Origin of the sequence: Butyrivibrio sp. AE3004, from assembly GCF_000703165.1 — a bacterium.
Classification (GTDB): Bacteria; Bacillota; Clostridia; order Lachnospirales; family Lachnospiraceae; genus Butyrivibrio.
On sequence record NZ_JNLQ01000002.1, the window covers coordinates 746,788 to 772,420 of the forward strand.

The window sequence follows — 25,633 nt, forward strand, 5'->3', positions numbered from 1 at the left end:
AACATTTTATAAAATATGGTTTCATCATGCTTAAAAAAGATATAATTAGCTTGAGTAGGTGGATTTGAAAGGTGGAAACAAATGTAGATCATGTTTACTTACATAAAGCCTGAGTTCTTGATAAATGCATTTTGCAAGCAGCGGGATGTGATACTTAAAGACCGCAGTATTTGTGTTGCCCGCTTGGGAAATCTGGCGGTTTCAATGACACGCATTGATGACAATGCGTTTGCGTTATCACTTGAGGATGTAAATGATGGAACTCAGTTTTCAGGCCGGGCATTTAACATAATGAGATCAAAGGAAGAGGACATCATTCCCATAGTGGAAGAACTCTTCAGGAAAATGCAGGCGATATATGACCAGGAAGTTTTTGATAAGCGTGAGCGTGTCTGGAAAATGTACGCTATGGACTGGCTTGAAAATCAGGGAATAAGCTTTGATGATTATATAGACAGCAGAATGGCATCACTTCCAAACGACGAAGGAATTCATTGGAAAAGTTTAGAAGAGTACATCGCCAGCGACTATCTTATCCTCGCGTCCACGATCAGCATTATCGGGAAATATGCTCAATCGGATGAGGAAAAGAAAGAACTGACGGATTTCGCTGCTAAAGATATTGTTGAACTGAGACAACATCATTCCCTGGCTGCCATGCAGGAAAAATTTGCGCAGCATGATGCAGAGCTTAATAATAGAAAGAGGTTTGCCTTTGGAGTTGAGATTGAGGCAGAAAGCAGAGATGAAGCTCGGGAGATATTAAAAAAACTGATAGGAGAAAAATCGGACGGGGTAATAATACGAGGGTAAGTTTATTGTCACATTATATGGGGTAAGATTATGAAGAGAGTGGTAAGAATTTTATGTACAACGCTGATGGCATTTTCATTGGTGATCGCACTCATGACAGTGCCTGCTAAGGCTGCAATCACGACTACAAAGCAAAGCAATACAGCGATAAAAGAAAACCAGATGAATATTACTGTGGGGCAGGATAAAGACGGAAACACAACCGTAACCTACGGTAAATATACTTTCATCAGAAAATACAACGGCTGGTACATCCCTGCAACATATATCTATAACGGAAGTGACCTTGCAAACTTCCTTGATAAGGCGGTCAGACGCACCAGACGGACAAGCGTAAGGTGCGATGGTTTTCTGTTTGTTAAGGTTGCGGGAGGCTGGTACAGACATGAACTTCACGTAAATGATGGAAGAGCTTTGGCGACAATTTTCAATAAAGCCGCAGGAATTAAGAGTACCTATGATCCGAACAACCTTCAGACGGAAGATAAAGACAATACCAAGAAAAATTAAAAAATGTTGAAGTATTGAGAGGGTTATAGTATAGTATTAAACGCAAAAAAGAATGTCCTTGGACATTCTTTTTTTGGGTAATTACTTATAATTAAAGGATTGAAAGAGGATTTTAATGTCAAATCACGGTGAAAACAAGATGGGAGTCCTTCCCATTAAGAAACTGATTATTTCCATGTCACTGCCTATGATGGCTTCAATGCTTGTTCAGGCTTTGTACAACGTTGTAGACAGTATCTTTGTCGCACAGATTGATGAGGGTGCGCTTACAGCGGTTACACTTGCTTTTCCGATGCAGAACCTGATGATTGCTTTGGGCTCAGGTACCGGAGTAGGTATGAATGCGCTTCTTTCCAGATCTCTTGGTGAGAAGAATTTTAAGAGATCAGATCAGGCTGCCAATACAACATTGCTACTTACACTTTTTAACTATATTGTATTCTTCCTTATAGGAATGTTTGTGGCAAAGCCCTTCATAATGTCACAGACCACGGATACAAAGATAATAGGATATGGTATTTCTTATCTGAGGATTGTCAGCTGCTGTTCAATCGGACTGTTCTGCCAGATGACTTTTGAGAGAATGCTTCAGTCAACAGGAAGAACACTTTACAGTATGTACTCGCAGATGGCAGGTGCGATCATCAATATTATTATGGATCCCATTCTTATTTTCGGATTGTTTGGCGCACCGAAAATGGGAGTAGCAGGTGCAGCGCTTGCAACCGTTATCGGACAGGTCGTGGCAGCATTTATAGGACTTTACTGCAACATAAGCCTTAACCCTGATGTAAGGCTTAAAATGTCCATGATCCTGCATCCTAAGGCAGATGTTGTAAAGGAAATATATTTTGTAGGTGTTCCTTCCATACTTATGATGTCCATAGGTTCACTTATGACATATGCCATGAACCTTATACTGACAACATTTTCCAGCACTGCTACCGCAGTCTTTGGTGTATATTTCAAATTACAGAGCTTTTTCTTCCTGCCTGTATTTGGTCTTAACAACGGACTTATTCCGGTGCTGGCATATAACTTTGGGGCAAAAAATAAAAAGAGGATCAGAGAAGCACTCAAATTTTCAATTGCGCTTGCAGCAACCATTATGATCATCGGAACAATAGCCTTCCAGATTATTCCCGAAAGGCTTCTTGGGCTTTTCAATGCATCACTCGATATGATAGAGATCGGAAAACCTGCGCTTAGAGTAATAAGCCTGAGCTTCCCCATTGCAGGCGTATGTATTGCGCTTGGCTCTGTGTTCCAGGCATTTTCAGAAAGCATTTTTTCACTTGTCGTATCAGTCGGAAGACAGCTTGTCGTGCTCATCCCTGCAGCATGGCTACTGGCACAGACAGGTAACGTAAACATGGTCTGGTGGGCATTCCCCATTGCAGAAATCGCATCCCTTATAATCTCGGTATTCTTCTTTAACAGAGTATACGGAAGAAAAGTAAGAACATTACCTGAAAAATAAAACAGAGAAAACTTTAAACACACTTTGTGATTATTCAAAAGATAATCGCAGAGTGTGTTTTTTTGTTACGGATTATGCTTTTTAGTTTCTTTTAGGTTTGTTTTAGGTTTGGAGAATATAATTGCAAAAGCTGATACGACAGGCCATAAAAACGTCTGTTTACAAAAAAATACGAAAGGAGCAAGCCGTGCAATTTAGACATGAATTGAAGCATGAGATCACAACTCAGGATATGATTACGATAAGACAGAGATTGCGAGCGGTTGCAACCTGTGACCCACATGCGGTGGACGGTAAATATCTGATACGAAGCCTGTATTTTGATACACCTGAGAACAAAGCACTACTGGAAAAACAATCTGGTGTAAGCAGAAGGCAGAAGTTTAGAATCAGGTACTATAACAAGGACAAATCCGTTATACATCTTGAAAAAAAGAGTAAGGTCGGAGGACTTGGAACCAAAATTTCCGCAAATTTGACGGAAAAGCAGGCTGATAGCATTGTAAGAGGTGATATCAGTTGGATGAGAGATTCTGAGAATGATCTCATAAGAGAGCTATACTCGCGGATGATTTCAGAAAGATTGCAACCAAAGACAATCGTCGATTATACACGAGAGCCTTTTATATATGCCCCGGGTAATGTGAGAGTGACACTTGATTACAACATACGCACAGGGATGCAAAACATCGACTTTCTTGACACTGAGTGCATAATGGTCCCCGCAGCTTTTGGAATATGCATCATGGAAGTAAAGTGGGACAATTTTTTACCGGACATAATCCGTGACTGCGTCCAGCTTAAAGGAACAAAAACAGGTTCGTTTTCAAAATACGAAGCCTGCAGACAACCAATGATATAAATAAATCTTAAGGAGAAAAACAATGACTTTTAATGACATATTCAAATCCAGTTTTTTAGAGAACGTAACAAGCGTAAGCATCTTAGATATGGTTCTTGCCATGGTACTTGCTTTTGCAATAGGAATGTTTATTTTTCTTGTATATAAAAAGACCTACCAGGGCGTCATGTATTCATCAAGCTTTGGTGTAACACTTGTAGCACTGTCCATGATCACAACCCTCGTAATACTTGCAGTTACCAGCAACGTTGTTCTTTCACTTGGTATGGTCGGTGCCCTTTCAATCGTTCGTTTCAGAGCAGCGATCAAAGAGCCCCTTGAAATAGCTTTTCTGTTCTGGTCAATAGCTGTCGGCATCGTGCTTGCAGCGGGCATGATTCCTCTTGCAGTTTTTGGCAGTATTATTATCGGCGTCATGCTTCTTATTTTTGTAAATAAAAAAGCTTATCTTATGCCCTATATAGTTGTTGTAAGCTGCACAGGACATGAGGCTGAGGTCAGGGTAAGTGAGTATGTGAAATCCAAGGTTGAAAGGTTTGTTGTTAAGAGTAAGAGCGCTCAAAAGGGAAATCTTGAGCTTAACATAGAGGTAAGACTTAAAGAGGACAATACTGATTTTGTAAATCAGCTTGCTGATATGGAAGGCGTAAACAGTGCAGTCCTTGTAAGCTATAACGGAGAATACATGGGTTAACTTTTTCAAAGATTATTATAGGAAAAGGAGCATAAATGTCTGGTAACAAAAACATAAATAAAATATGCGTTATCATAACTGTGATTGCCGTTCTTGTTACTGCGCTTTTTATGAACGGAAAAGCCCTTGGAATTGCTGCCGATGATTCGGTTTCCCTGGGGTACGAGGACAAGATCTTTGATGACAGTTATGTTCATACTATAGATATTGAAATAGATGATTTCGACAGCTTTATAGAAACTGCAACCTCTGAGGAATACAGCGTTTCAAATGTGACTATAGATGGTGAGACGATTAAAAATGTCGGGATCAGATGTAAAGGAAATACTTCACTTACCACAGTTTCACAGCTGGACAGTGACCGCTACAGCTTTAAGATTGAGTTTGACTGCTTTGAGTCATCGGGAAACTATTACGGGCTTGATAAGCTTTGCCTGAACAACCTCATCCAGGATTACACCATGATGAAGGATTATATTACCTACAAGCTTATGAACGAATTCGGAGTTGATTCACCGCTCGTAAGCTATTGCTTTATCACGGTAAACGGCGAGGACTGGGGATTATACCTGGCGGTAGAAGCAGTAGAGGATTCATTCCTTGAAAGAAATTACGGATCAAACTACGGAGAACTGTATAAACCCGATACAATGTCAATGGGCGGCGGACGAGGAAACGGCGGCGATTTTGACATGAAGAATGTTGATTTTGAAAAAATGGGAATGGACAATCCCTTTGAGAAAAAGAGTGATAAAAATGATTCGGATGACAGTGTAAAAGATGGTGATACAGGGGGAGATGATAATACCATAAATAATAAAGACGATACTGATTCCGAAACAAATACTCCTCAGACGAAATCAGAATCTGCGGAAAATGAAGACGAGAAGTCGTCAGGGGAAATGCCGGGTTTCTCAGGAGAAGCTCCGGATTTCCAGGGTACATTCCCCGGTGGAAATTCTGATGGAAATAATGAATTTCCCAGTGGTGGGCCTGGTGGATTCGCCGGTGGGGCACCATTTGGAATGGGAAGTGACGATGCAAAATTAAAATATACTGATGATGATATAGACAGTTACTCGGCAATTTTTGACAGTGCAAAAACCAAGATCAAGAAATCAGATAAAAAGCGTCTCATAAGTTCAATAAAGGCACTTAATGAGGGCATTGAAAATTCTGATTCGGAACTAATAGAAAGCGCTGTCGATGTGGAAAAACTCATGCGCTATATGGTAGTTCATAATTTTGTGGTAAACGGAGACAGCTACACAGGAAGCATGATCCACAACTTTTATCTTTATGAGGAAGACGGACTTATGTCCATGATTCCCTGGGATTATAATCTTGCATTCGGAACCTTCCAGGGTCAGGATGCGACAGGCATTATAAACGATCCCATTGATACACCTCAGTCAATCACAGAGAATGATACAGACAGACCAATGTTTGACTGGATCATATCAACAGAAGAATATACTGAGGAATATCATGAATATTTCAAGGAATTTATTGATAAGTTCTATACAAGCGGATATCTTTCAGAGCTTATAAATAACACCTATGAGATGCTCTATGACTACGTGGATAAAGATCCGACAAAGTTCTGCACAATAGAAGAATTTGAAAAAGCTGTTCAGACAATAAGCGAGTTTGTAAATCTTAGATGTGAGAGCATACAGGGACAGCTTGACGGAACAATTCCCTCAACGGATTCAGGGCAGAAAGAGGATTCTTCAAATCTCATAGATGCCTCCTCATTAACACTTACCGATATGGGCTCCATGGGAGGAGGTGGCGGACCGTCAGGCGGTGGTCCATCAGGCGGCGGACCGTCAGTTCCATCAAATGACGAATCTTCAGGCAGCGGTACCTCAGACACCGGACTTTCAGATGGAGAAACCTCAGGTGATGTTCCTACAGAAAATGATTCTGTAGTTAGTACATCTGCAGATGATTCTGCTACAGATAAAGCTGCAGGCGACAATTCTTTTCCCGGAGGAGATAACCCATTTGAAGGAAATGGGAACTTTCAAGGAGGAGATAATCCCTTTGGCGGAGCAGGCGGACCGCCGGATAATAATCCTTTCGGGGATGGTGGTTTACCGGGGAATGATTCGTCAGTGAACACGACGGATTATGTTTATGCCGGTATAAGTGCAGCTGCCATGCTGCTTGCTATTTTGTTTGCTGTATGTTTTAAGAGAAGAAAATTACCTCGTAAAAGCAAAAACTGAAGAAACAGTATTACAGAAAGTTATAGGATATCGTATTTCAGATGAAATTCGGTATCCTATATTATTGCATGCTGAACATTTGTTTGCTAGAATAAAACCCATCAAATATTGTTTTACAGAAATTATGTCAGCAACTTATGGCAGCAGAGCTGTCGGATGAGGTTTTATGCAGGAAATACTTGAAGGATTAAATGAAGCACAGAATGAAGCGGTTACAACAACCGAAGGATACGTGCGTGTTATAGCTGGAGCAGGAAGCGGTAAGACAAGAGCATTGTCGCACCGCTTCGCTTATCTTGTAAACGGTCTTGGCATCATGCCCGGACATATTCTATGTGTCACGTTTACAAATAAATCCGCAAATGAGATGAGACAGCGGATACACAGGCTTACAGGTGACAATGATACCGGATATATCAATACCTTTCACGGATTTTGTGTATCTGTTCTGCAGGAGGATTCTCATGCGGTTTCTTACCCCAAGAGCTTTCTGGTACTTGATAATTCTGATATAGATGACATGCTGAAAATCATATACGAGGAGCGGGGACTCTCACTTCGGGATATGACCTTTGGCAAGGCGAGAGATATGTTCGAGGTCAGGAAGATTTTTTCCGAACCTGAATATTACCTTGATATGATAACGATGTCGCTTGAGACACTGAAGAAAAAATACGATAATGCGACAGATGTTCAGGATATTCTTTTTTATGGTTATCTGTATCAGGAAAAAAAGTGCTTTGGACTTGATTACAACGACCTCATAAAATTTTCCCTTTATATTTTCAGTCAGAACGAGGATATCAGACTAAAGTGGCAAAAACGCCTCGAATACATAATGATCGATGAGTTTCAGGACATAGACAGTCTCCAGTACGAACTCATGGAGGTGCTTGCGGGTTTTCATAAAAATCTCTTCATAGTAGGAGATCCCGACCAGACCATCTATACCTGGAGAGGTGCAAACGTTAAGTATCTCCTGGACTTTGATAAGAATTTTCCTGGTGTGAAAACCATAATGATGAACGACAACTATCGTTCGACACCTCAGATTCTAAAAGCCGTAAATTCACTTATTGATACCAATAAGCAGAGAATCAAAAAGGAACTGACGCCTACACTGCCTGACGGGGAAAGTGTATTATGTCACCTTGCGCCGAATACTTCGGATGAAGCAGACTGGATAACAGGTGAAATACTTGCGATGAAAGGAAACGGAATCCCCTATAGGGATATGACTGTTCTTTACAGGGCTCATTATGTGACCCGCACCATCGAAGAAGGACTTTTAAAAGAGAAAATCCCCTACACTATTTATTCCGGAGTGCAGTTTTTTGGCAGGATGGAAATCAAGGATGCTCTGTGCTATCTTCGAATGATTGTCTATCGTGATGATATTTCTTTTAGAAGGATAGCGAATGTCCCAAAGAGAAATCTCGGAAAAAGACGTATGAGCTTTCTTGAACAGTATGCTGTCGAAAATGATTGCAGCCTGTATGAGGCTTTACGAATGAATTTGGACCATGAGATCATGAGAGGAACAAAGGCAGGAAAATTCATAGATCTGATAGACAGATTTTCCGATAACTATGAGGGACTTCCTGTTTCGGAAGTGCTTTCCAAAATACTAAATGAGAGCGGATACGAAGAGATGCTAAGGACCGAAGGAGCCCAGGAGAGACTGGACAATCTTGCAGAGCTTAAGCAGTCTGTTTTCGAATATGAAACTACCTGCGGCGAAGAGGTAGGACTTGAGGATTATCTTAAGCATATTGCGCTTTTTACAAATGCTGATTCAGATGCGGGTAACGAAGATAAGGTAAGACTTATGACTGTTCATGCAGCTAAAGGACTGGAGTTTCCATACGTATTTTTGTGCGGAATGAACGAGGGTATTTTTCCTTCACGTAAGATACACACTCTTGAAGGCATGGAGGAAGAGAGGAGACTTGCCTTTGTTGCCATGACGAGAGCAAGAAAGAGGCTGTTTATAACAGAAGCCGGTGGCATGAATTTTGAAGGCATTCCCAGATATCCCTCAAGATTTATTCTGGATATTGCCCCTGATCTACTTGAGTTTACAGAGAAACCGGATGATTCCATGCTGAGTGCTGTAAGAAAATATATAGAAAATGATTCGAGGCACTTAAAAGGCGCAGAGAAATTAAATCTCCTTGAGCCCGGAACAAAAGTAAGGCATGCGATACTGGGAGAAGGTACGATTCTTGAAGTTGATGCCGTGGACAACTGTTATCTTGTGCAGTTTGATAATATGGAGACTCCTAGGCAGATAGCCTTTAAGATAAAATTGGAAAAACTATAATAGTACTAAATAAGAGCTGCACTTATCAGACTATAGGAGAATGATTTTTGCCAAATCTGCGATAATACAGGCTTTTATCTCTTAATAATTTAGATATATCATTTTCAGGCTTTGATGTTATAATGAGTTCCGGATAAAGGAAAAAGCCATTGGCTTAGCCAGGCGGAAAATGGAGGGTCATGTATGGGAAAAGTATATTTGGGGAAATGTCCGAAATGTAATGCAGATGTCTACGCAGAAGAAAATCAGCAGGCTGTAAAATGTGAATATTGCGGTAACGTAATCACAAAAGCTTCGGCAATGGGAAGTAACAATGCTAATAATGAAACTAAGAATATAGCTAATGAAACAAAGAATATTGCTTCAGGCGCGCTTACGTTTATTCTTGTGGCGTTAGCATTTATAATCGGAACCGGTGCATTTATCACCATGAGACTTATTCATAACATAAAAGTCCGGAATGCGAATGATATTGCCGTAACATACGAGCGCCCTGATGATAAAAGAGAGGACATATCTTCAACAGAAGATAAAAAGGCAGATAACGGAAGAGAAGAAGTGGAACACATCGGTCCTGAATTTGACTCTGAAGCACATTATGTATCGGATGATCTTTTGACCGAGAATGAGAAGCAGGCTATAGAGGATGCGCAGTTTTTCCTTGGAACTACTTTTTATTCAAAGTATCAGCTGATGTGTCAGCTGGCAGCAACCTATGATCCGTTATACAATCAGGATGAAGCTCAGGTTGCTATTGAGTATCTTGAAGCTCATGATCTTGTTGACTGGAATCATGAATGTGCGGAAGCAGCTCAGCTATATCTTGATATATATGATGGATATACGAGAGAGGAACTTAAGACTCAGCTTGTAAACAAAGTCCTCAGGTTTACGGATGAACAGGCTGAATATGCTCTTAACAGAATGGGATATAAATAATATAAAAAGCGATCCTGTAACATAAAGCGTGCAATCATCACACTTTATGAAAAGGACCGCTTTTATTATTTTGCTGTAACTTAGTAATTTCTATCTTGTTTTTTTAGAAAAACATCAAATTTTCAGCGAATCAATCGTCTACTGTATACTCGATGATCTTGCCGGTAGTAATATCAATTTTATAATCGAATTTGCTTACACCTACGTAGAACGAGACGCTTATGATTTGTTCTTCTTTTTCATCTTTTTCGATGACGACTTCCTCAGCTTCTTCTTTTGAGTATTCAGCGTGCCTTAGCGCGAGCTCAAGAGCTTTATCCTCGGGAGTTTTTGTTTCGTCATTCAGAATCAGATCTATTTCTGCCTGTTCTTTTTCTGAAACCTGTTCATCATTTGCTATTGCTGTTTCTGTGCTCTGTTTTTCCTTTGTTGTATCTTCAGAAGCAAATGCGGTAAATGATGCAGTCATAACTAATGTTGCTGCTATTGCTAATGAGAGTGAGATGATTTTCTTCTTCATAATACTTTCTTCCTTTTCTTGAAAAATAAAAAAGTTATTATTCTGAGTAAATCTTACTACCCAAAAGGTCATATTTCTATTGTGCAATAGCATAATAATAATATGTTATGATTAGTGTTTTTTTACAATCGGAAGAGACAGATTAGTTTATAATCTTTCTTCTTTTTTTATATAATCAGGCAGGCTAAAAAACTACAGGGCCTTAGCTTGTTGGAACGTCAAAGAAGCTTTGGAGCCTTGTTCAGAAGGCTTTGGTCATAAAAAATGGCAGCAGGATCATCTATGTGATAAACCCTTTTTCCGTTTTCTATTTTTAGCGATACAACTGAAATTCCGCAATTGGGAAGAAGTCCCTCTCCCCAGAATTTTGCAAGATCGGATTCGCCTGCAATATGCATAAGAAGTGCCTTGCTGAGAGCCCCGTGAACACTGATCAGTATGCTTTTGCCGGAAGCTTCTCCTGAACCTGCAGCAAAGGGTTCAATAACCTGAACAAGAAATTCCTTCGCTCTGCTATATAGCTCACTAAGAAGTTCAGGGTTTTTGAGGGCAGTTGAAACTGACTCTCGGGAAGCCTGATCATTATCCAGGAGGTTTTGGCTTCTCCACAGCTTTACTTCTTCTTCATACTTATCAGGGGCCGACTTAAAGTATCTGAAAGGGGAATTAGCATCCGCCTGCATGTCTTCAACCTTACCACCATCCATGAAACCAAAATGTAATTCCTTCAGACGGTCATCCTTTATTATGTCAGTACTGCTGGTTTTTGAGCAAAGCTCCGAAAGGATTATCTGTGCTGTTTCATATGACCTTATGAGCGGGCTCGAATATACAAGGTCAAAGGTAATCCCCTTGTCCTTTAAACCTTTTCCTGTTTCTGCAGCCATAAGCTTTCCAAATTCATCAAGGGGAATATCAGTCTGTCCCTGTATAAGGTGCTTATTATTCCAGTTGGTTGTTCCGTGTCTGAGAATATATAATTTCATGTCTGTTTTCCTTTTCATTGTTTGGTGATAAAAAATGCTATGCCTACTATAACACATTGGCAATCGTTTAGAGCTGTTTTTGTATTTCCTATGCATGCAACAAAGACCGCCACATGGTTGCACATGTGAACGGATAGAAATTCCATATGCAATAAAAGACAAGAAATGAGGAAAATAGGAAAAGTGAACACACGGCTGAAAATAGTAGATTATTACCATAAGTTATACAGCTGTTTCGACTAGAGAAATATACGAAGATGAAATTTGCGTTTACAGATGGATGGGAGGATGCTGAAAATGTCTAAGATAAAAATGGCTGTGAGCCTTTACAGCTTACAGGATGAATACTTAAACCACAGGATGAATCTTTCAGAGATAATGTCCTATGTTAAAGAAAACGGAGCAGAGGGTATAGAGATACTTCCTGATCAGATGCTTAAGGGTGCGCCGCACGTATCTGATGAGACAGTATCTGAGTTTAAGAGTCTTCTTACAAAAAATGATCTTAAACCGGTTTGTGCGGATGTTTTCCTTAATACAAATCTTTATAAAAACAGAAGTCTTACCAGAAAGGAAAGTATTGATCTTCTTATAGAGGAAATTAAGCAGGCAAACAGCCTTGGAATTCATCTTATACGACTTGTATCAATGGTTCCCTACTGGGTAATAAGACCGCTTATTCCATACTGCGAACAGTATGATGTGACAATTGCTCTTGAGGTTCATGCAGGAATGGCTTTTGATATTCCTCAGACAAGAGAATTTATCGAAGAAATGAAAAAGGTAAATTCACCCTATGTTGGCCTTGTAATTGACACAGGTATTTTCTGCAGAAGACTTCCAAGAGTCGTAAGAGCTTATGAAGGTTCAATCGGAACAAGCGAGAGCGTATTCGATTACATAGATGAGCTTTTCAAAAACGGAACAGACCTTCATCAGGATCTTATAAAGAACAACGGATTCTCAGAAGGCTTTAAGGCAGCAATGAAGAGTGAACATGACAAGATGTCAGCACCTCTTCTTGATGGATATGAAAACTATGATTATTCGGTTCTTGATGAATATCTTCCTTACATCAAGCACTTCCATTTCAAGATGTGGGAGATGACACAGGAAGGACCTGAGTTTTCTATCGATTTCAAGGGACTTCTTCAGTATCTTCATGAAAAGGATTACGACGGATATGTTGCCTGTGAATATGAGGGAAACCGCTTCACACTGGCAGGACAGCCTATGCAGGAAAAACAGCAGGTTAAGATGTTCCTGAATTATATCGGCGGATGTCTTAAAGAGATTCAGGGATAATAGGGCATATATATAGATGAGGAGATGAAGAGCGATGTTTGATAATAATGTATTTATAGAAGGAAGCTGCAAAAACTTTTCAGAAGACGGAAAGGTAAGCGGTTATGAGATGACAACAAATATAACATACTACAGAGGAATTCCTCTTAGCATGGTAGAATATATTCATGTGGATGTTGACGGAGAAAGAGCTTCTGACGAGGATATCAGAATCAGTGTGGATCAAAATGACTGGTTTTCCATGAAGGAGGCAGAGACTGTTACCACCTACAAGTGGGAATACGGAGATCCGCTTTATATCAGAGTCCTTAAGGACGGCGGTCTCTCAAAGGGCCAGCACAAGGTAGCTCTTACGGTTGCAACACGTACGGCATACATTCCGGTTCCGCTCGAAGGAATAAAGGAACGCGAAGTGGTTATAGATTAATAAAAAAGAAACAAGTAGTTATTCCCTTCTACAAAAGTATATGATTGCTATAAGGGATGGCGCAAAATAAATAGAATTAAAGGTGAAGAAATGGCAAAAAAAGTTTTAGGGCTTTCATTTGGAAGAAAGCTTAGCAATACAGATATTATGGTAAAGACAGCACTCATGGAGTGTGAAAAAGAAGGTCTGGAAGTAAAGTTTTTCAGAGTTGATGAAATGGATATCAAACCCTGCACAGGATGCATTTCATGTGTTGTAGGAATGACAACAGGCAGAGGAAAGGGTGGATGCCCTCTTAAGGATGATTTCCATATTCTTGATGAAGCACTTATGGAAAGCGATGCGGTTATTATAGGAACACCTACTTATGAGTGTTCACCTACCGGAAGATTTAAGACGGTATGTGACAGACTCGGTCCTTCACATGATATAACCTTCCGTAAGGCTACATACGATGAAGGAAAGGCAGCAGGTAAGAGTGATGACGAGCTTCCGGATGTAAGAAGCTTTAAAAAGAGAGTCGGTGCTTTTATATCTGTAGGCGGTGCAATGACAAAGAACTGGCTTGCATTCACTCTTCCCACAATGTATCAGATGACTATGTCAGGCGGTATTGATGTAATCGATGCTCACGAATATTTCGGTGCAATGGCATGCGAACATGTTCTTGGTAATGAGCCTGAGATGGAGAGATCAAGACAGATGGGTAGAAACATTGTTGAGGCTCTCAAGGCACAGGATGAAGGTGATGAAGTTAAACGCATGAAGTGGCGCGGAGATGAGCAGGGAATCTGCCCTGTATGCCATATGAACATGCTTACGGTTTCACCTGACAGAAAATCCATTGAATGTCCTGTATGCGGAATTGCAGGAACATTTAAGATCGGACCTGACGGAGAACTTGATGTTAATTTCTCTGAGGAAGAACAGAACAGATCAAGACTTCGCTGGGCAGGAAAACTTGAGCACTCTACAGAGATTAAAACCCGTGCTGTAGCACCCGGTCAGATCCCTAATCTTAAGGAACTTAAACAACCCTATATCGGATACGCTGAATAAAAAAATAGCGCAGTCATTAAATTATTGACCAAATTTAATGATTGCGCTATTATAATAAAAGAACACTTTGACAATTTAAAGTGTCAAATTGTTTTCGACTATTTCTATTAAGAGGAGGAAAAGTATGAAAAAGAAGATTCTTGTCGCAATTCTCAGCGGCGCTATGATTTTCAGCATGACAGGTTGTGCCCGTACAGCAGGCGGAAACCAGACAGCAGAGGCTCCTGCAGAGGAGAAGGCTGAGGAAGCTCAGACTGAAGAAGCTGGTGAAGCTACAGAAGCTGAAAGCACAGAGGAAAAAGCAGAAGAGGCCACAGAGGAGAATGCTGAAGAAACAACAGAGGCAGCAGAAGCTTCCGACGACCAAACAGAGAAGCCTGAAGAAGGTAAGACTTTCCACGTTGGTGTTATTCAGCTTGTTGAGCATCCTGCACTTGACGCTGCAACAAAGGGCTTTGAGGAAGGACTTGAGGAAGCACTGTCAGCTGACGGTTATTCAGTAGAGTTCGATTATCAGAACGCTCAGGGTGAGCAGGCTAACTGCGCAACAATCGCAACAAAATTTGTTAATGACAAGGACGATCTTATCATGGCTAATGCAACACCCGCACTTCAGGCAGTTGCAGCAGCTACAGGAGATATCCCGGTAATCGGAACATCAATCACAGACTACAAGTCAGCAGGCGTTATTAAAGACAACAATGCACCGGGCACTAATGTAACAGGTGCTTCAGACCTTGCTCCCGTTGATGAGCAGATCGCTCTTCTTCAGAAGCTTGTTCCCGATGCTAAGCAGGTTGGTATTCTTTACTGCTCATCAGAAGCAAACTCCAAGTTCCAGGTAGATCTTGCTGAGGCAGCACTTGATGCAGCAGGCATCGCATATAAGGAATACACAGTTGCTGATTCAAACGAAATCCAGTCAGTTGTAACAAATGCTATTTCCAATTGTGATTGCCTGTATATTCCTACAGACAACACTATCGCAGATAACATGTCTATCGTTAAGAATGCTGCATGGCCTGAAAAGCTTCCCGTAATCTGCGGTGAAGAGAACATGTGCAAAAACGGTGGTCTTGCTACACTTTCAATCAGCTACTACGATCTTGGTGTAACAGCAGGTAAGCAGGCATACGAAATACTTGTTAACGGCAAGAACCCTGCAGAGATGCCTATCGAGTTCGTTTCAGAAGGTATTACAAATGAGTATAACCCTGAGACAGCAGCGGCTATTGAGTTTGATGAGAGCCTTCTTGATGGTCTTGTAGCTATCGAGATGGGTGAATAATGAATCGAATCCGGATTCATTAACAAAGCTTCACAATAATAAAGAATTTAAAAGAGGCGAAGGTGCTTACGTAACATTGAGCACCTTCTTATCTTTGAGAAGGAGTTTTTATGGTTTCATTATTACATGCACTGCCCGGGTCTGTTGCCCAGGGACTTATTTGGGGAATTTTGGCAATCAGTGTATTTTTAACATTTAAGGTGCTTGATTATGCGGACATGACAGTTGACGGATCGTTTTGTACAGGTGGAGCAACCTGTGTAATGATGATGCTTGCAGGTCATAATGTATATGTGGCTCTTATCTGTTCATTTATTGCAGGAATGTGTGCCGGCTATATCACAGGCCTTCTGCATACAATGCTTAAGATACCGCCGATTTTGTCAGGTATACTTACTCAGCTTGGTTTGTATTCGGTTAACCTTGCTATTATGGGAAAATCCAACCAGGCTATAAGCGTTGACCAGTATGCTTTGATTGTCAGCCTTCGTTTTATTAATTACTCAATACTTATGAGTGTGATCATTGTGGCTATAATAATCTTCCTTCTGTACATGTTTTTCGGAAGCGAGATCGGATCTGCAATTCGTGCTACGGGTTGTAATCAGAACATGGCCAGAGCACAGGGCATTAACACCGGAAGATGCATAAGAATAGGTCTTATTGTCAGCAATGGTCTTACAGCTTTCGCAGGCGGACTTTACGCACAGTATCAGGGAAATGCTGATGTAAATGCCGGACGTGGCGCAATCGTAATCGGACTCGCCGCCGTAATAATCGGTGAGGTAATATTCGGTTCAAGACTTAATTTTGCAGTAAGAATGGGAGTATCGGTTGTAGGAGCAATCATTTATTACATCGTTATAGCAGTAGTTCTTCAGCTCGGACTTCCTTCAACATACCTCAAACTCTTAAGTGCGGTACTCGTTGCGGTATTCCTTGGAATCCCGGCTATTCAGGGATATCTCGGAATAAAAGTAAAGCAGAGATAAATAAACTTTGAGCATAATGAGGTAAATGATATGTTAGAGATAAAGAACCTGGTAAAAATATTCAATAAAGGTACAATCAACGAGAGAACAGCCCTTAATGGTGTTAATCTCACACTGAATGACGGAGACTTCGTTACGGTTATAGGTGGTAACGGAGCCGGAAAATCAACAATTCTTAATGCAGTTGCAGGTGTATGGCCTGTGGATGCGGGAAGCATTGTTCTTAACGGACATGATATAACAAAGCTTCCGGAATATAAGAGAGCAAAATATATCGGTAGAGTTTTCCAGGATCCCATGATGGGAACAGCAGCTACCATGCAGATAGAAGAAAACCTTGCGCTTGCCGCAAGAAGAGGACAAAGCAGAGGGTTAAAGAGCGGGATTAACGCCGGCGAGAGAGCTCAGTATAAAGAACTTCTTAAGTCTCTTGATCTTGGACTTGAGGATCGCCTTACCAGTAAGGTAGGACTTCTCTCCGGTGGACAGAGACAGGCAGTAACACTTCTTATGGCATCACTGAAAAAACCCGATCTGCTCCTTCTGGACGAGCATACAGCTGCTCTTGATCCCAAGACAGCCAAGAAGGTGCTTGAGATTTCCGAAAACATCATCAAGGAGCACAACCTTACGGCTCTTATGGTTACTCATAACATGAAGGATGCTATTGCTCACGGCAACAGACTTATCATGATGAGTGAAGGAAAAATCATATATGATGTATCCGGCGAGGAAAAGAAAAACCTCAAGGTATCGGACCTCCTCCAGAAATTTGAGGAAGCCGGCAACGATGAGGTAAATGACTCAATGGTATTATCATAAAAATTATAAAATATAAATATAAGCCCCACATATTCCGGAAATTTATGTGCTTGCACATGATTTTAGGAATATGTGGGGCTTATTTGATCTTCAGTAATGACTATAAGAAAAAACCTTTTGTCAGTCCTGACGATAAACTTATTTAATTGCTTCTTTCAAGGAAGAATGAAGTTTTTCAGCCCGTTCATAATTGTAGGATAAAGACGGACGTACGTCATTTCTCAGATCATCAGTTACTTCACATAAAGCATTGTATAGAGGAGTCAGAGATAAGTCAGCACATGATCCCTTCATTCTGTGAGATACCACAAAGGCTTCCTTATATTTCTTTTCTGAGATAAGACGAGAAAGTTCTTCCCAGTCATTATTTGTCAGAAACATGTCTATCAGATTCAGGTAAAAATCCGTATCACCAAGCATCCTTTTAACGGCGGAGGATGCATCTGCGCCCCAATTATTCAGAGCTTCTATTTTGTTATCATTCATGTGTGTTTCCTCCGTAATGTATTTAATGTGCCGGTTTTTTGTAAAGTATAGGATACTTTATGCTTCATCAAGTTGCTTTTGTATTACCGAAGCAAGATATGAAAACAGTTTGTCCTGATCGATGGGCTTTTCAAGGACCTTATCCATACCTGCTAGTTCGCATCTATGGGTGACATCATTGGCAATGTCGGCAGTAAGGGCAATGATCGGTATTGTAACAGCATCCGGAGTATTAATTGAGCGAATATCCTTACTTGCATCAAGGCCGCTCTTTACAGGCATCATAAGATCCATAAGTATGGCCTGGTAATGGTAAGGTCCGCGATTCTTAAACATGTCAACTGCTTCCTGACCATCTCTTGCTACTTCAGCATGGATGCCCTTTCTCTTAAGGAGCTTTATGATAACTTCAGCATTTATTGTATTATCCTCCGCGAGCAGCACATTCTTTCCGTATAAAATATGATCCTCATATTTTTCGGAGCGCTGTGTATGAAGAGCAATCTGTTCATCAGTTGCGATAGGATAGGAAAGTATTACAACAAATTCCGTACCTTTACCGGGTTCACTCGTACAGGTAATGGTTCCTCCCATAAGCTCAATCAGGCTCTTGCAAATGAAAAGACCGAGCCCGGAGCCTTCTCTGTAGATATCATCAGATTCCCTGTATTGCTCGAAAGGAAGGAACATTTTTTTCTGGAAAGCTTCGCTGATGCCGATTCCGGTATCTCTTATTATGTAGGTGTGAATAGCATCAGTATCCGTGTAGGTGATATTTGCCGTAAAAAATATATCACCACCGTTTGGCGTGAATTTTATACTGTTGGAAAGGATATTTAACAATGATCTTTCCACATGCTTTGTGTCCATAAGGACATACTTATCTTTTGAACCTTTAATGGTGGAGTTAAAGTGGAGACCTGCACCTCTTGCCTGTTCGGCAGCTATTGTGGAAACGGATTCCAGTATTGATTCCTCTTTCACTGCAGAGCTGACCGAAACAATCTTACCTGCATTTATGCGGCTTGTTTCAAGTATTTCTTCTATAAGAGCAAGAAGATATTTGCTTGAGGTAAGGATTTTAGCAAGGTTATCCTTTATGGTATCCGATACGTTTTCTTCCTGAAGTGAAAGCTGTGTCAGTCCGAAAATAGCTGTCAAAGGTGTTCTCATATCGTGGGACATCTGAGATAAGAAGGATTCCTTTTCGCGACTGGATTGAACTGCAGAACGAAGAGCTTTTGCCATTTCATCTATCTGCTCCTGATCGTCAACCTGCTTTGTGGTATCTACAAAGGTAAGAACCAGTCCCTTCAATTCACGCTTTCTGGTGCGGCTGCCATCCTCTAAGTCATCCGTGACACCGATTTCATGATAAGGTGCGATTCTGATAAGATAGGTTTTTCCTGCAACGGATGCGCATCTTTTTTCAACAGGAGTCATGGTGTCCAGTACATTTTTGCAAAGTGCGATCAGGTCTATTGTTGCAAAATTAAAGCTGATATAGCGCAGAGACCTTCCCACATCCTGATCGGCAATACTAAACTCCGAAGAAATATATTCGGTATATTTTCTGATATTAAGATCCTTATCTACCATCAGGATACCAACAAGCGTAGAAGACAGGAAGTTTGCCATATCGTTGTTGGCAACTGCCAGCTCTGTAACCTTTGACTGATATTCTGAGTTGACCGTATAAAGCTCTTCGTTTACTGACTGCAGCTCTTCGTTACTTGACTGTAATTCCTCATTTGCCGTAAGAAGCTCCTCATTGGCAGCCTGGAGCTCCGCATTCGTAGATTCAAGCTCAGTAACAGTCTGACGAAGCGAATTCTTGGTCATCTTGAGCTCGTGTTCCAGATCTGAGATACGATGTGTAGCGGCAATATCAACCTGATACTCTTCCATGTCGATATTGAAATCCTGTCTGCCTCTGATAAATGAGATGGCAGTAAAGTCAGTGTCCAGGCCATGGCTGTCATTTATAGGCTGGGCAACGATGGAAACGAATTCACCTTTACCGTTTACTTCAACCGGAATATCTGTGTAGGCTTTACGGCATTTTTCCAGCCTGGCTTCCTTAAGTGCTGTAGATAGAGCTATCTTAAGATCGTTTCGTATAAGCTGGAAGATATCCAGTGTAACCTGTCCTGTAGGAAGAGAGATGATCTTTGAACAGTCACCGTAGCTTCGTACAAGTTCATTTTTTTCATTTATCAGCACGGTAGCCGGCATAAGGGATTCAAGAACGGATGTATCGAGCTCATGAGGCTTATAGTGCGTAGTTTCCTCGTCATCAAAGTATCCGGAAACACTGATGGGATCAATAGGTGTTTCTATGTTGTTCATAGAATAAGCGAGCTGTTCATGGGAAGGAGCATTACCTTCCGCATAGTGTATGAAAATTTTTTCATCGGCACATACAACCCTGAATACGTCTGAATAGTCTATAACAGATTCGGAACGACCAAGGAAAAGATAGCCTCTGTCTGAAAGTGCCATGTGGAAAATGGCGAAAAGGTTGCGCTGAAGAACTGTCTGGAAGTAAATAAGGACATTTCTGCAGCATATTAAATCCAGTTTTCCGAAAGGGGGATCCTGGAATACATTGTGCTGAGCAAAGATTATCATTTTTCTTATGTCATGATGAATGACATATTTGTTGCCTTTTCTCGTAAAATACTTGGAAAGTCTGGCAACGGAGACATCTTCAATAATATTGTTGCCGTAAACACCTCTGACTGCTGTTCCGATGGAGTCAGGGTCAAGGTCTGTGGCGAATATCTTTATACCGCGGTGAACTGACAGCTCCTCCATGGCCTCTGCAAATAAAATTGCTATGGAATAGGCTTCTTCACCCGTTGAGCAGCCTGCAACCCATACACGAAGTTCATCATCAGGGTGCGACTCGGTAACCAGCTTTTTTACAACTGTTTCCTTTAATACATCAAAATAATCTGGATCCCTGAAAAATGAAGTCACACCGATAAGCACTTCTTTGGCGAGGAGTTTTGCTTCTTCCGGATTATTGGACATGTAATTTACATATTCACGAAGATTTCTATTATGCGTTACAACAAGTCTTCGCTCAATTCTTCTTAAGATTGTAGTCTGCTTGTAATAGGAATAGTTAATATTGGTGACATTCTTAAGAATTGAAAATATTTTTGCAAGCAGGTCATCATCAGTTGTACCAATCTGAGCTTCTGCATCGATCATTGACTTTGAAATATGAGAAAGCTCCCTGGCTATTGAATCGGGCTTGAGCATAAGGTCAACAAAGCCGGTTGTGATGGCATTTCTTGGCATACCGTCAAATTTAGCAGACTCCGGAGACTGGACAATTATCATACCATTGTTCTCTTTTATGGCTCTGATACCATTTGTGCCATCTGAACCTGTTCCTGAAAGAATAACGGCAACCGCTCGGTTTTCATAAGCATAGGCAAGAGAACGGAAGAAAATATCGATAGGATGATTTATTTCCTGAGAGTTTTGTTCCTTGAGTTTAAGTTCGTTGTTCTGAATTTCAATATTATATTTTGGAGGAATCATATAGATGTGATTTCTCTCGATAGGCATGCCATCCTCGATTTCGGTTATAGGCATGGTGTTATATTTGCCGAGGATATCCACAAGCATACTCTTATGATTGGGGGCTAGATGTTGAATTATAACAAAGGCCATTCCCGTATTTGACGGAAGAAAAGTCAGGAATTGCTGAAGTGCTTCAAGGCCTCCTGCTGATGCTCCTATACCTACGACACATTGTGGTTGTATGCTTACTGACATGTCCTGATGATTGTACATAAACATTTCCTCTTTAATTGTATTTGTGTTTGGCATCTCAGAAAGATGTCAAATTATTTAATTTATATTTAATGGTAATAATATATACGATATGCTATTATTATCTCATATTTTAGACAATTTTCTAGAGGGGAAAAGAAATGTCAAACAACAATAATGAGATAGTAGATAAGCTTATTGAAACAAAAAATAAGCTTTGTTTTAGCGACTCATTTTTAGAGCAGATGAGTAGGAATGTAAGAGGACCGCTTTATTCAATTATAGAGTTTTCAAAGCTTGCGATTGGATCTATGTCTGATGAGGTTGCTGTTCATCATTATCTAGATCAGATCAATCGTGCGGGTCATTTTATGAATGAATCAATGGATGATGTTATGGCTATGCGCCAGATTATCATGCAGAATGTAAGTATTCATCCTGAAAGCATCAATGTGGATAAGCTTGTTGAAGCCTTGGAAAATGATCTGTCGCATATTTTTTCGTATAGCGGAATTCTATTCAAACCAAAAACCATTGATTTGAAGGACTGCGTCATTATTGCGGATTATTCTATTCTTTTTCAGATTTTAAGAAAAATGATAAGACTTGTGTCAAATCTTTTGCCGGCAAAGAGCACTTTGGATTTTGAGGTTTATAAGAGCTCCGAAAGTTACAATGAATACGAAATCGGGTTTAAGGTGTATAGCTCGGAGGCTATTCTGACCAGTAGCCAGGTTGATGCACTTAGGCTTGGTTATAACAACGTGGAAAAGGATATGTATAATTCCATTGATTCAATGGATCCCATGATTTTTATTTTAAGATGCTATGCTCATGAGATGGGGACAGACACTGTTAATGTGAAAAATGATGCAGAGAAGGGTGTTGAAATCGACCTCAAATTACGATTCCCTATCGTTACCGGCGAACAGCTTGAGTTACTCAGTAATCGTAATTATGATTTTTCTCAGAAGAGGATTCTTGTTGCGGATGATGATGAGATCAATCTTGAAATAATTGAAAAACTTCTCAGGGAAAAAGGTGCGGAAGTTATTACAGTAAGAGACGGTAGGGAAGCTCTTCTTACATACAGAACAGAACATGGAAAGTTCGATCTTATTCTTCTTGATATTGTCATGCCTGATATTGATGGATTAGCAGTTGCACGAATGATAAGAGATAACACAACAATCCCGTCGTCTAAGAATGTGCCTATTATAGCAATGACGGTAAACGCTTTTCATGAAGATTACGAGCAGAGTCTCAAGGCAGGAATGAACTCTCACCTCGTAAAACCCATAGATTCCGAAAGACTATACAATACACTTGCGGAGTATATATAAAAATAACCTCAGCCATGCTTTTGCTATGTGAAGTCTGCAAATAAAAAAAGTGCCAAAGGCACTTTTTTTATGGTGAGTAGATAGAGGACTGAGCTTTTCCGTTCTCCTTGGATTTATATAATGCCCGGTCTGCCAGCTCCATGTTTTTTTCCAAAGTAAGATTACTGTTTATTTGTGAGATTCCGCAGCTGAATGAGATTGGCATTGCTGTGTCTTTGGACCTTATTATATTCTGTACATTATCAAGAATGACCTTAGCTTTTTCAGGGGTATCATAGATAACACCAATAAATTCATCTCCGCCCCATCTGCCGACAAAACCGGTTTCACCTACATTTTCTTTTAATGTCTGGGAGACTAATTGAAGAACTGCATTTCCGTATAAATGTCCTCTTGTGTCATTGAAAGATTTAAAATCATCTACATCCAGCATGAACAGGGAGGCTGTTTCCTTTGAAAATTTCCTCTTGTTTTCTTTGTTGAATTTTTCTCTGAAAAGGCGATTGTTGGCAAGTCTTGTAAGCTCATCGGTATTGTGTGATTCATAAGTAATGCGGTTAAGTCTTGAAAAGAGAGTGAGACTTACCATAAGGTAGCTTAGTATAATGAGCATCAGAAGCACAATCCTGCGATTCATCTGTGCCAGCAAAATATTGATGTTTTTTGTGATATCGGATTGAACAAAAATATTCCAGTTGAGGGCCTTGTTACGCATTACCTTGGTGCATAGATTTCCTTCATTCCATGCATAGCCATCGTCATCCACATCCATGAGAATTGTTTCTCTGGATAGACCAAGTGAAGCTGTAGCATCGTCCACGGTTTTATAGTAGGATGTGCTTCCGGTAAAGGAATTATGAGCATTTCCTTTATTAACAATGCAGATATTAAGGTCATATTCTGATACGTAGTTTTCAAGCTGGTTCTGGAAATCATCAATCTGATTGCCGACACCGACAACGCCGAGAATATTTCCGGACTCATCAGTTACAAGACAGTTGACAAAGAGGGTAACGCTAAAGTCATTTACCTCATCATGGTCAATCTGAATATCGTATTCCTGGTGGAGATCAAGAAAATTGAAGTACCATATATCAAAGTCATCAGTAGGAGATACTACCTTGTTTAGTCCTCCGTCATAATAGTAATTGTAGGTTTGATTAGATACAAAGAAGACTACATCATAGTTATATTTCTGTTTGTATTCATTAAGATAGTCGTATAAGAGCTGTTTATGCTCATCAGTATTGAAACTGATTTCATCCTCAGCCCATATTTTCAGAAAAATATCATTAGCCATCATCTGTGATGCCACGAGCTGTTCGGTTGTAGCAATAGTAAGTCTGTAGGATATATCGCTTGACGTAAAAGCAACATCCTCCCTGGCCTGCTTAATGGCAGCGTTTTTATAGTAGGTATACTCGTTAATCTGTAAACCGGTAGAAACTACTATAATAAGTAAGATCACTATTATGTTTGCAAATAAAATAGAATGCTTTTTTAGCACAAAACGGCTCCTTAATAATGGTGCTGAAAATCCACTGTTACTAAAATAGTACTATATTATTTAATACATATTTGTAAAAAGACGATAAAGAAATTATTATGCCTTGTTTACGGTTGCGGATATAGTATAGATTAGGTACAATCTGTAATCGGAAAATAGTAAGATTTCTTGCATGTAAAAGCGAAATGCACTGCATTGGTACTATTGTTAAGGATACGGGGTAAATTTCAGGATAATGAGTTTTAAATATGAAAAGAAAAAAGGGACTGATCACAGTTTCTTCGAGATAAAAGGTAACAGAGATGAAAAGGATAAGAGGGAGAGAGTGCTTTGCATTCCCGAAAAAGCTGAGGATGAGAACGGGGATATATTGCCTGTTGAGGTTATCGGTAATCATGCTTTTTCATCCAGAAAGGATATAGAGGAGATAGTAATACCGGATTCAATCCACACAATTCTTGGTTTCGCTTTTCATAACTGCAGCAATCTCAAGAAAATTAAAATGGCGGACAGCGTCACCGAATATCTTGACGGAAGTACCAGACAGTGTGAAAATCTGACCGAAATAGAGATAGATATTGAGCATGATAACTTTCAGATAATCAGACGTATACTTGAGGATAATGACAGAAGGCTGACCTTCAGAATGCACCTTACAGGTGGTGATGCACTTTTGGTTTTTCCCGGATTTAACTATGACTTTGTTGAAAACACGATGGCTAGAACAATTCAGTTTGCGATCGAGGGTACAGGCTATGCGTACCGTGAATGTGTAAAAAGCGGTGAGATAAATTTCAGGGAATATGATAATATGTTTCCCAAGGCATCGGCAGACGATAGTGTGACTGCCGAGATGATCGCTATGGCGAGATTAGCTTTTCCGTATGAACTTACATCTGAGTGCAAAGATATGTATGAAAAATGGCTTCTTGAAAATGCCAAAGGGAACCTGAAAAGAGCTATAGAGAACAGCTCACTGCAAGTAGGTGCTTTAGGTGTATTTACTAAAGATGCAGGTGTAAGTGCAATAGATGACTTTAGTCTTGAGGATCATTTTGATTTTTATATGACAAGGAAGCTTCTTTATAAGGATGATGCAAAAGAGCTTGCACACATGGCATCGGACAAGGAAATGACAGCTATTGTCAGCATGATGATGAACTTTTCCGAAGAGTGCAGAAATGATGCCTGTGATTTAACCGATGAAAAATCGGATGATGGATTTTTGGAACTGGATTTTTAATAAGAAAATGA

Annotated in this window: 21 protein-coding genes; 16 read left to right on the forward strand and 5 right to left on the reverse strand. The window is 40.2% G+C overall.

Annotated elements, in window-relative coordinates; translation table 11 throughout:
* Positions 1-147 precede the first annotated feature (147 nt).
* From BV60_RS0106425 to BV60_RS0106460, 8 genes are all read left to right on the forward strand, one after another.
* Entirely contained in the window at positions 148-813 is a 666-nt protein-coding gene (locus BV60_RS0106425) for a hypothetical protein (protein WP_197029534.1), read from the forward strand.
* 30 nt (positions 814-843) lie between these two features.
* Positions 844-1,323, forward strand: a complete 480-nt coding sequence (locus BV60_RS0106430) for a hypothetical protein (protein WP_029320342.1) — start codon at positions 844-846, stop codon at positions 1,321-1,323.
* Positions 1,324-1,438: 115 nt separating this feature from the next.
* On the forward strand, positions 1,439-2,803 hold the full coding sequence (locus BV60_RS0106435; protein WP_029320343.1) for an MATE family efflux transporter: 1,365 nt from the start codon (positions 1,439-1,441) through the stop codon (positions 2,801-2,803).
* Between the two features lie 187 nt (positions 2,804-2,990).
* Positions 2,991-3,665, forward strand: coding sequence for a polyphosphate polymerase domain-containing protein (locus BV60_RS0106440; protein WP_035777438.1), 675 nt, complete (start codon positions 2,991-2,993; stop codon positions 3,663-3,665).
* A 22-nt stretch (positions 3,666-3,687) separates the two neighbouring features.
* Entirely contained in the window at positions 3,688-4,359 is a 672-nt protein-coding gene (locus tag BV60_RS0106445) for a DUF4956 domain-containing protein (protein ID WP_029320345.1), read from the forward strand.
* Positions 4,360-4,394: 35 nt separating this feature from the next.
* Positions 4,395-6,593: a CotH kinase family protein gene (locus BV60_RS23470; RefSeq protein ID WP_029320346.1), complete on the forward strand. Its 2,199-nt coding sequence runs from the start codon at positions 4,395-4,397 to the stop codon at positions 6,591-6,593.
* A gap of 166 nt (positions 6,594-6,759) precedes the next feature.
* Positions 6,760-8,916, forward strand: coding sequence for an ATP-dependent helicase (locus BV60_RS0106455; protein ID WP_029320347.1), 2,157 nt, complete (start codon positions 6,760-6,762; stop codon positions 8,914-8,916).
* Between the two features lie 183 nt (positions 8,917-9,099).
* On the forward strand, positions 9,100-9,855 hold the full coding sequence (locus BV60_RS0106460; protein WP_029320348.1) for a hypothetical protein: 756 nt from the start codon (positions 9,100-9,102) through the stop codon (positions 9,853-9,855).
* A gap of 130 nt (positions 9,856-9,985) precedes the next feature.
* Here BV60_RS0106460 and BV60_RS0106465 read toward each other — a convergent pair whose 3' ends face one another.
* Positions 9,986-10,375, reverse strand: coding sequence for a hypothetical protein (locus BV60_RS0106465; RefSeq protein ID WP_029320349.1), 390 nt, complete (start codon positions 10,373-10,375; stop codon positions 9,986-9,988).
* Between the two features lie 218 nt (positions 10,376-10,593).
* Positions 10,594-11,361 (reverse strand): histidine phosphatase family protein, encoded by a 768-nt coding sequence (locus BV60_RS0106470; RefSeq protein WP_029320350.1) that lies wholly within the window; start codon positions 11,359-11,361, stop codon positions 10,594-10,596.
* A 297-nt stretch (positions 11,362-11,658) separates the two neighbouring features.
* Between BV60_RS0106470 and BV60_RS0106475 the strand changes: the two genes are divergently transcribed.
* From BV60_RS0106475 to BV60_RS0106500, 6 genes are all read left to right on the forward strand, one after another.
* Positions 11,659-12,666, forward strand: a complete 1,008-nt coding sequence (locus BV60_RS0106475) for a sugar phosphate isomerase/epimerase family protein (protein ID WP_029320351.1) — start codon at positions 11,659-11,661, stop codon at positions 12,664-12,666.
* Positions 12,667-12,700: 34 nt separating this feature from the next.
* Positions 12,701-13,093 carry a C-glycoside deglycosidase beta subunit domain-containing protein gene (locus BV60_RS0106480; protein WP_029320352.1) on the forward strand — a complete coding sequence of 131 codons (393 nt, stop codon included), beginning with the start codon at positions 12,701-12,703 and terminating at the stop codon, positions 13,091-13,093.
* Between the two features lie 90 nt (positions 13,094-13,183).
* Entirely contained in the window at positions 13,184-14,152 is a 969-nt protein-coding gene (locus BV60_RS0106485; protein ID WP_029320353.1) for a flavodoxin family protein, read from the forward strand.
* 124 nt (positions 14,153-14,276) lie between these two features.
* Positions 14,277-15,440 carry an ABC transporter substrate-binding protein gene (locus tag BV60_RS0106490; protein WP_035777116.1) on the forward strand — a complete coding sequence of 388 codons (1,164 nt, stop codon included), beginning with the start codon at positions 14,277-14,279 and terminating at the stop codon, positions 15,438-15,440.
* Between the two features lie 110 nt (positions 15,441-15,550).
* Positions 15,551-16,432, forward strand: a complete 882-nt coding sequence (locus BV60_RS0106495; RefSeq protein ID WP_029320355.1) for an ABC transporter permease — start codon at positions 15,551-15,553, stop codon at positions 16,430-16,432.
* A gap of 30 nt (positions 16,433-16,462) precedes the next feature.
* Positions 16,463-17,254: an ABC transporter ATP-binding protein gene (locus BV60_RS0106500; protein ID WP_029320356.1), complete on the forward strand. Its 792-nt coding sequence runs from the start codon at positions 16,463-16,465 to the stop codon at positions 17,252-17,254.
* Positions 17,255-17,392: 138 nt separating this feature from the next.
* On the opposite strand, the gene BV60_RS0106505 is transcribed toward BV60_RS0106500, so the two are convergent.
* The gene (locus BV60_RS0106505; RefSeq protein ID WP_029320358.1) at positions 17,393-17,740 is read right to left on the reverse strand and encodes an Hpt domain-containing protein; all 348 of its coding nucleotides are present in this window, start codon (positions 17,738-17,740) and stop codon (positions 17,393-17,395) included.
* A 57-nt stretch (positions 17,741-17,797) separates the two neighbouring features.
* Positions 17,798-21,550, reverse strand: a complete 3,753-nt coding sequence (locus BV60_RS0106510) for a chemotaxis protein CheB (protein WP_051656555.1) — start codon at positions 21,548-21,550, stop codon at positions 17,798-17,800.
* A gap of 140 nt (positions 21,551-21,690) precedes the next feature.
* Here BV60_RS0106510 and BV60_RS0106515 point away from each other — a divergent pair, with 140 nt between their 5' ends.
* On the forward strand, positions 21,691-22,872 hold the full coding sequence (locus tag BV60_RS0106515) for a response regulator (RefSeq protein ID WP_029320363.1): 1,182 nt from the start codon (positions 21,691-21,693) through the stop codon (positions 22,870-22,872).
* Positions 22,873-22,939: 67 nt separating this feature from the next.
* Here the strand turns inward: BV60_RS0106515 and BV60_RS0106520 are convergent, their stop codons facing one another.
* Entirely contained in the window at positions 22,940-24,379 is a 1,440-nt protein-coding gene (locus BV60_RS0106520) for a GGDEF domain-containing protein (protein WP_029320364.1), read from the reverse strand.
* A 235-nt stretch (positions 24,380-24,614) separates the two neighbouring features.
* Between BV60_RS0106520 and BV60_RS0106525 the strand changes: the two genes are divergently transcribed.
* Entirely contained in the window at positions 24,615-25,622 is a 1,008-nt protein-coding gene (locus BV60_RS0106525; protein ID WP_051656556.1) for a leucine-rich repeat protein, read from the forward strand.
* Positions 25,623-25,633 lie beyond the last annotated feature (11 nt).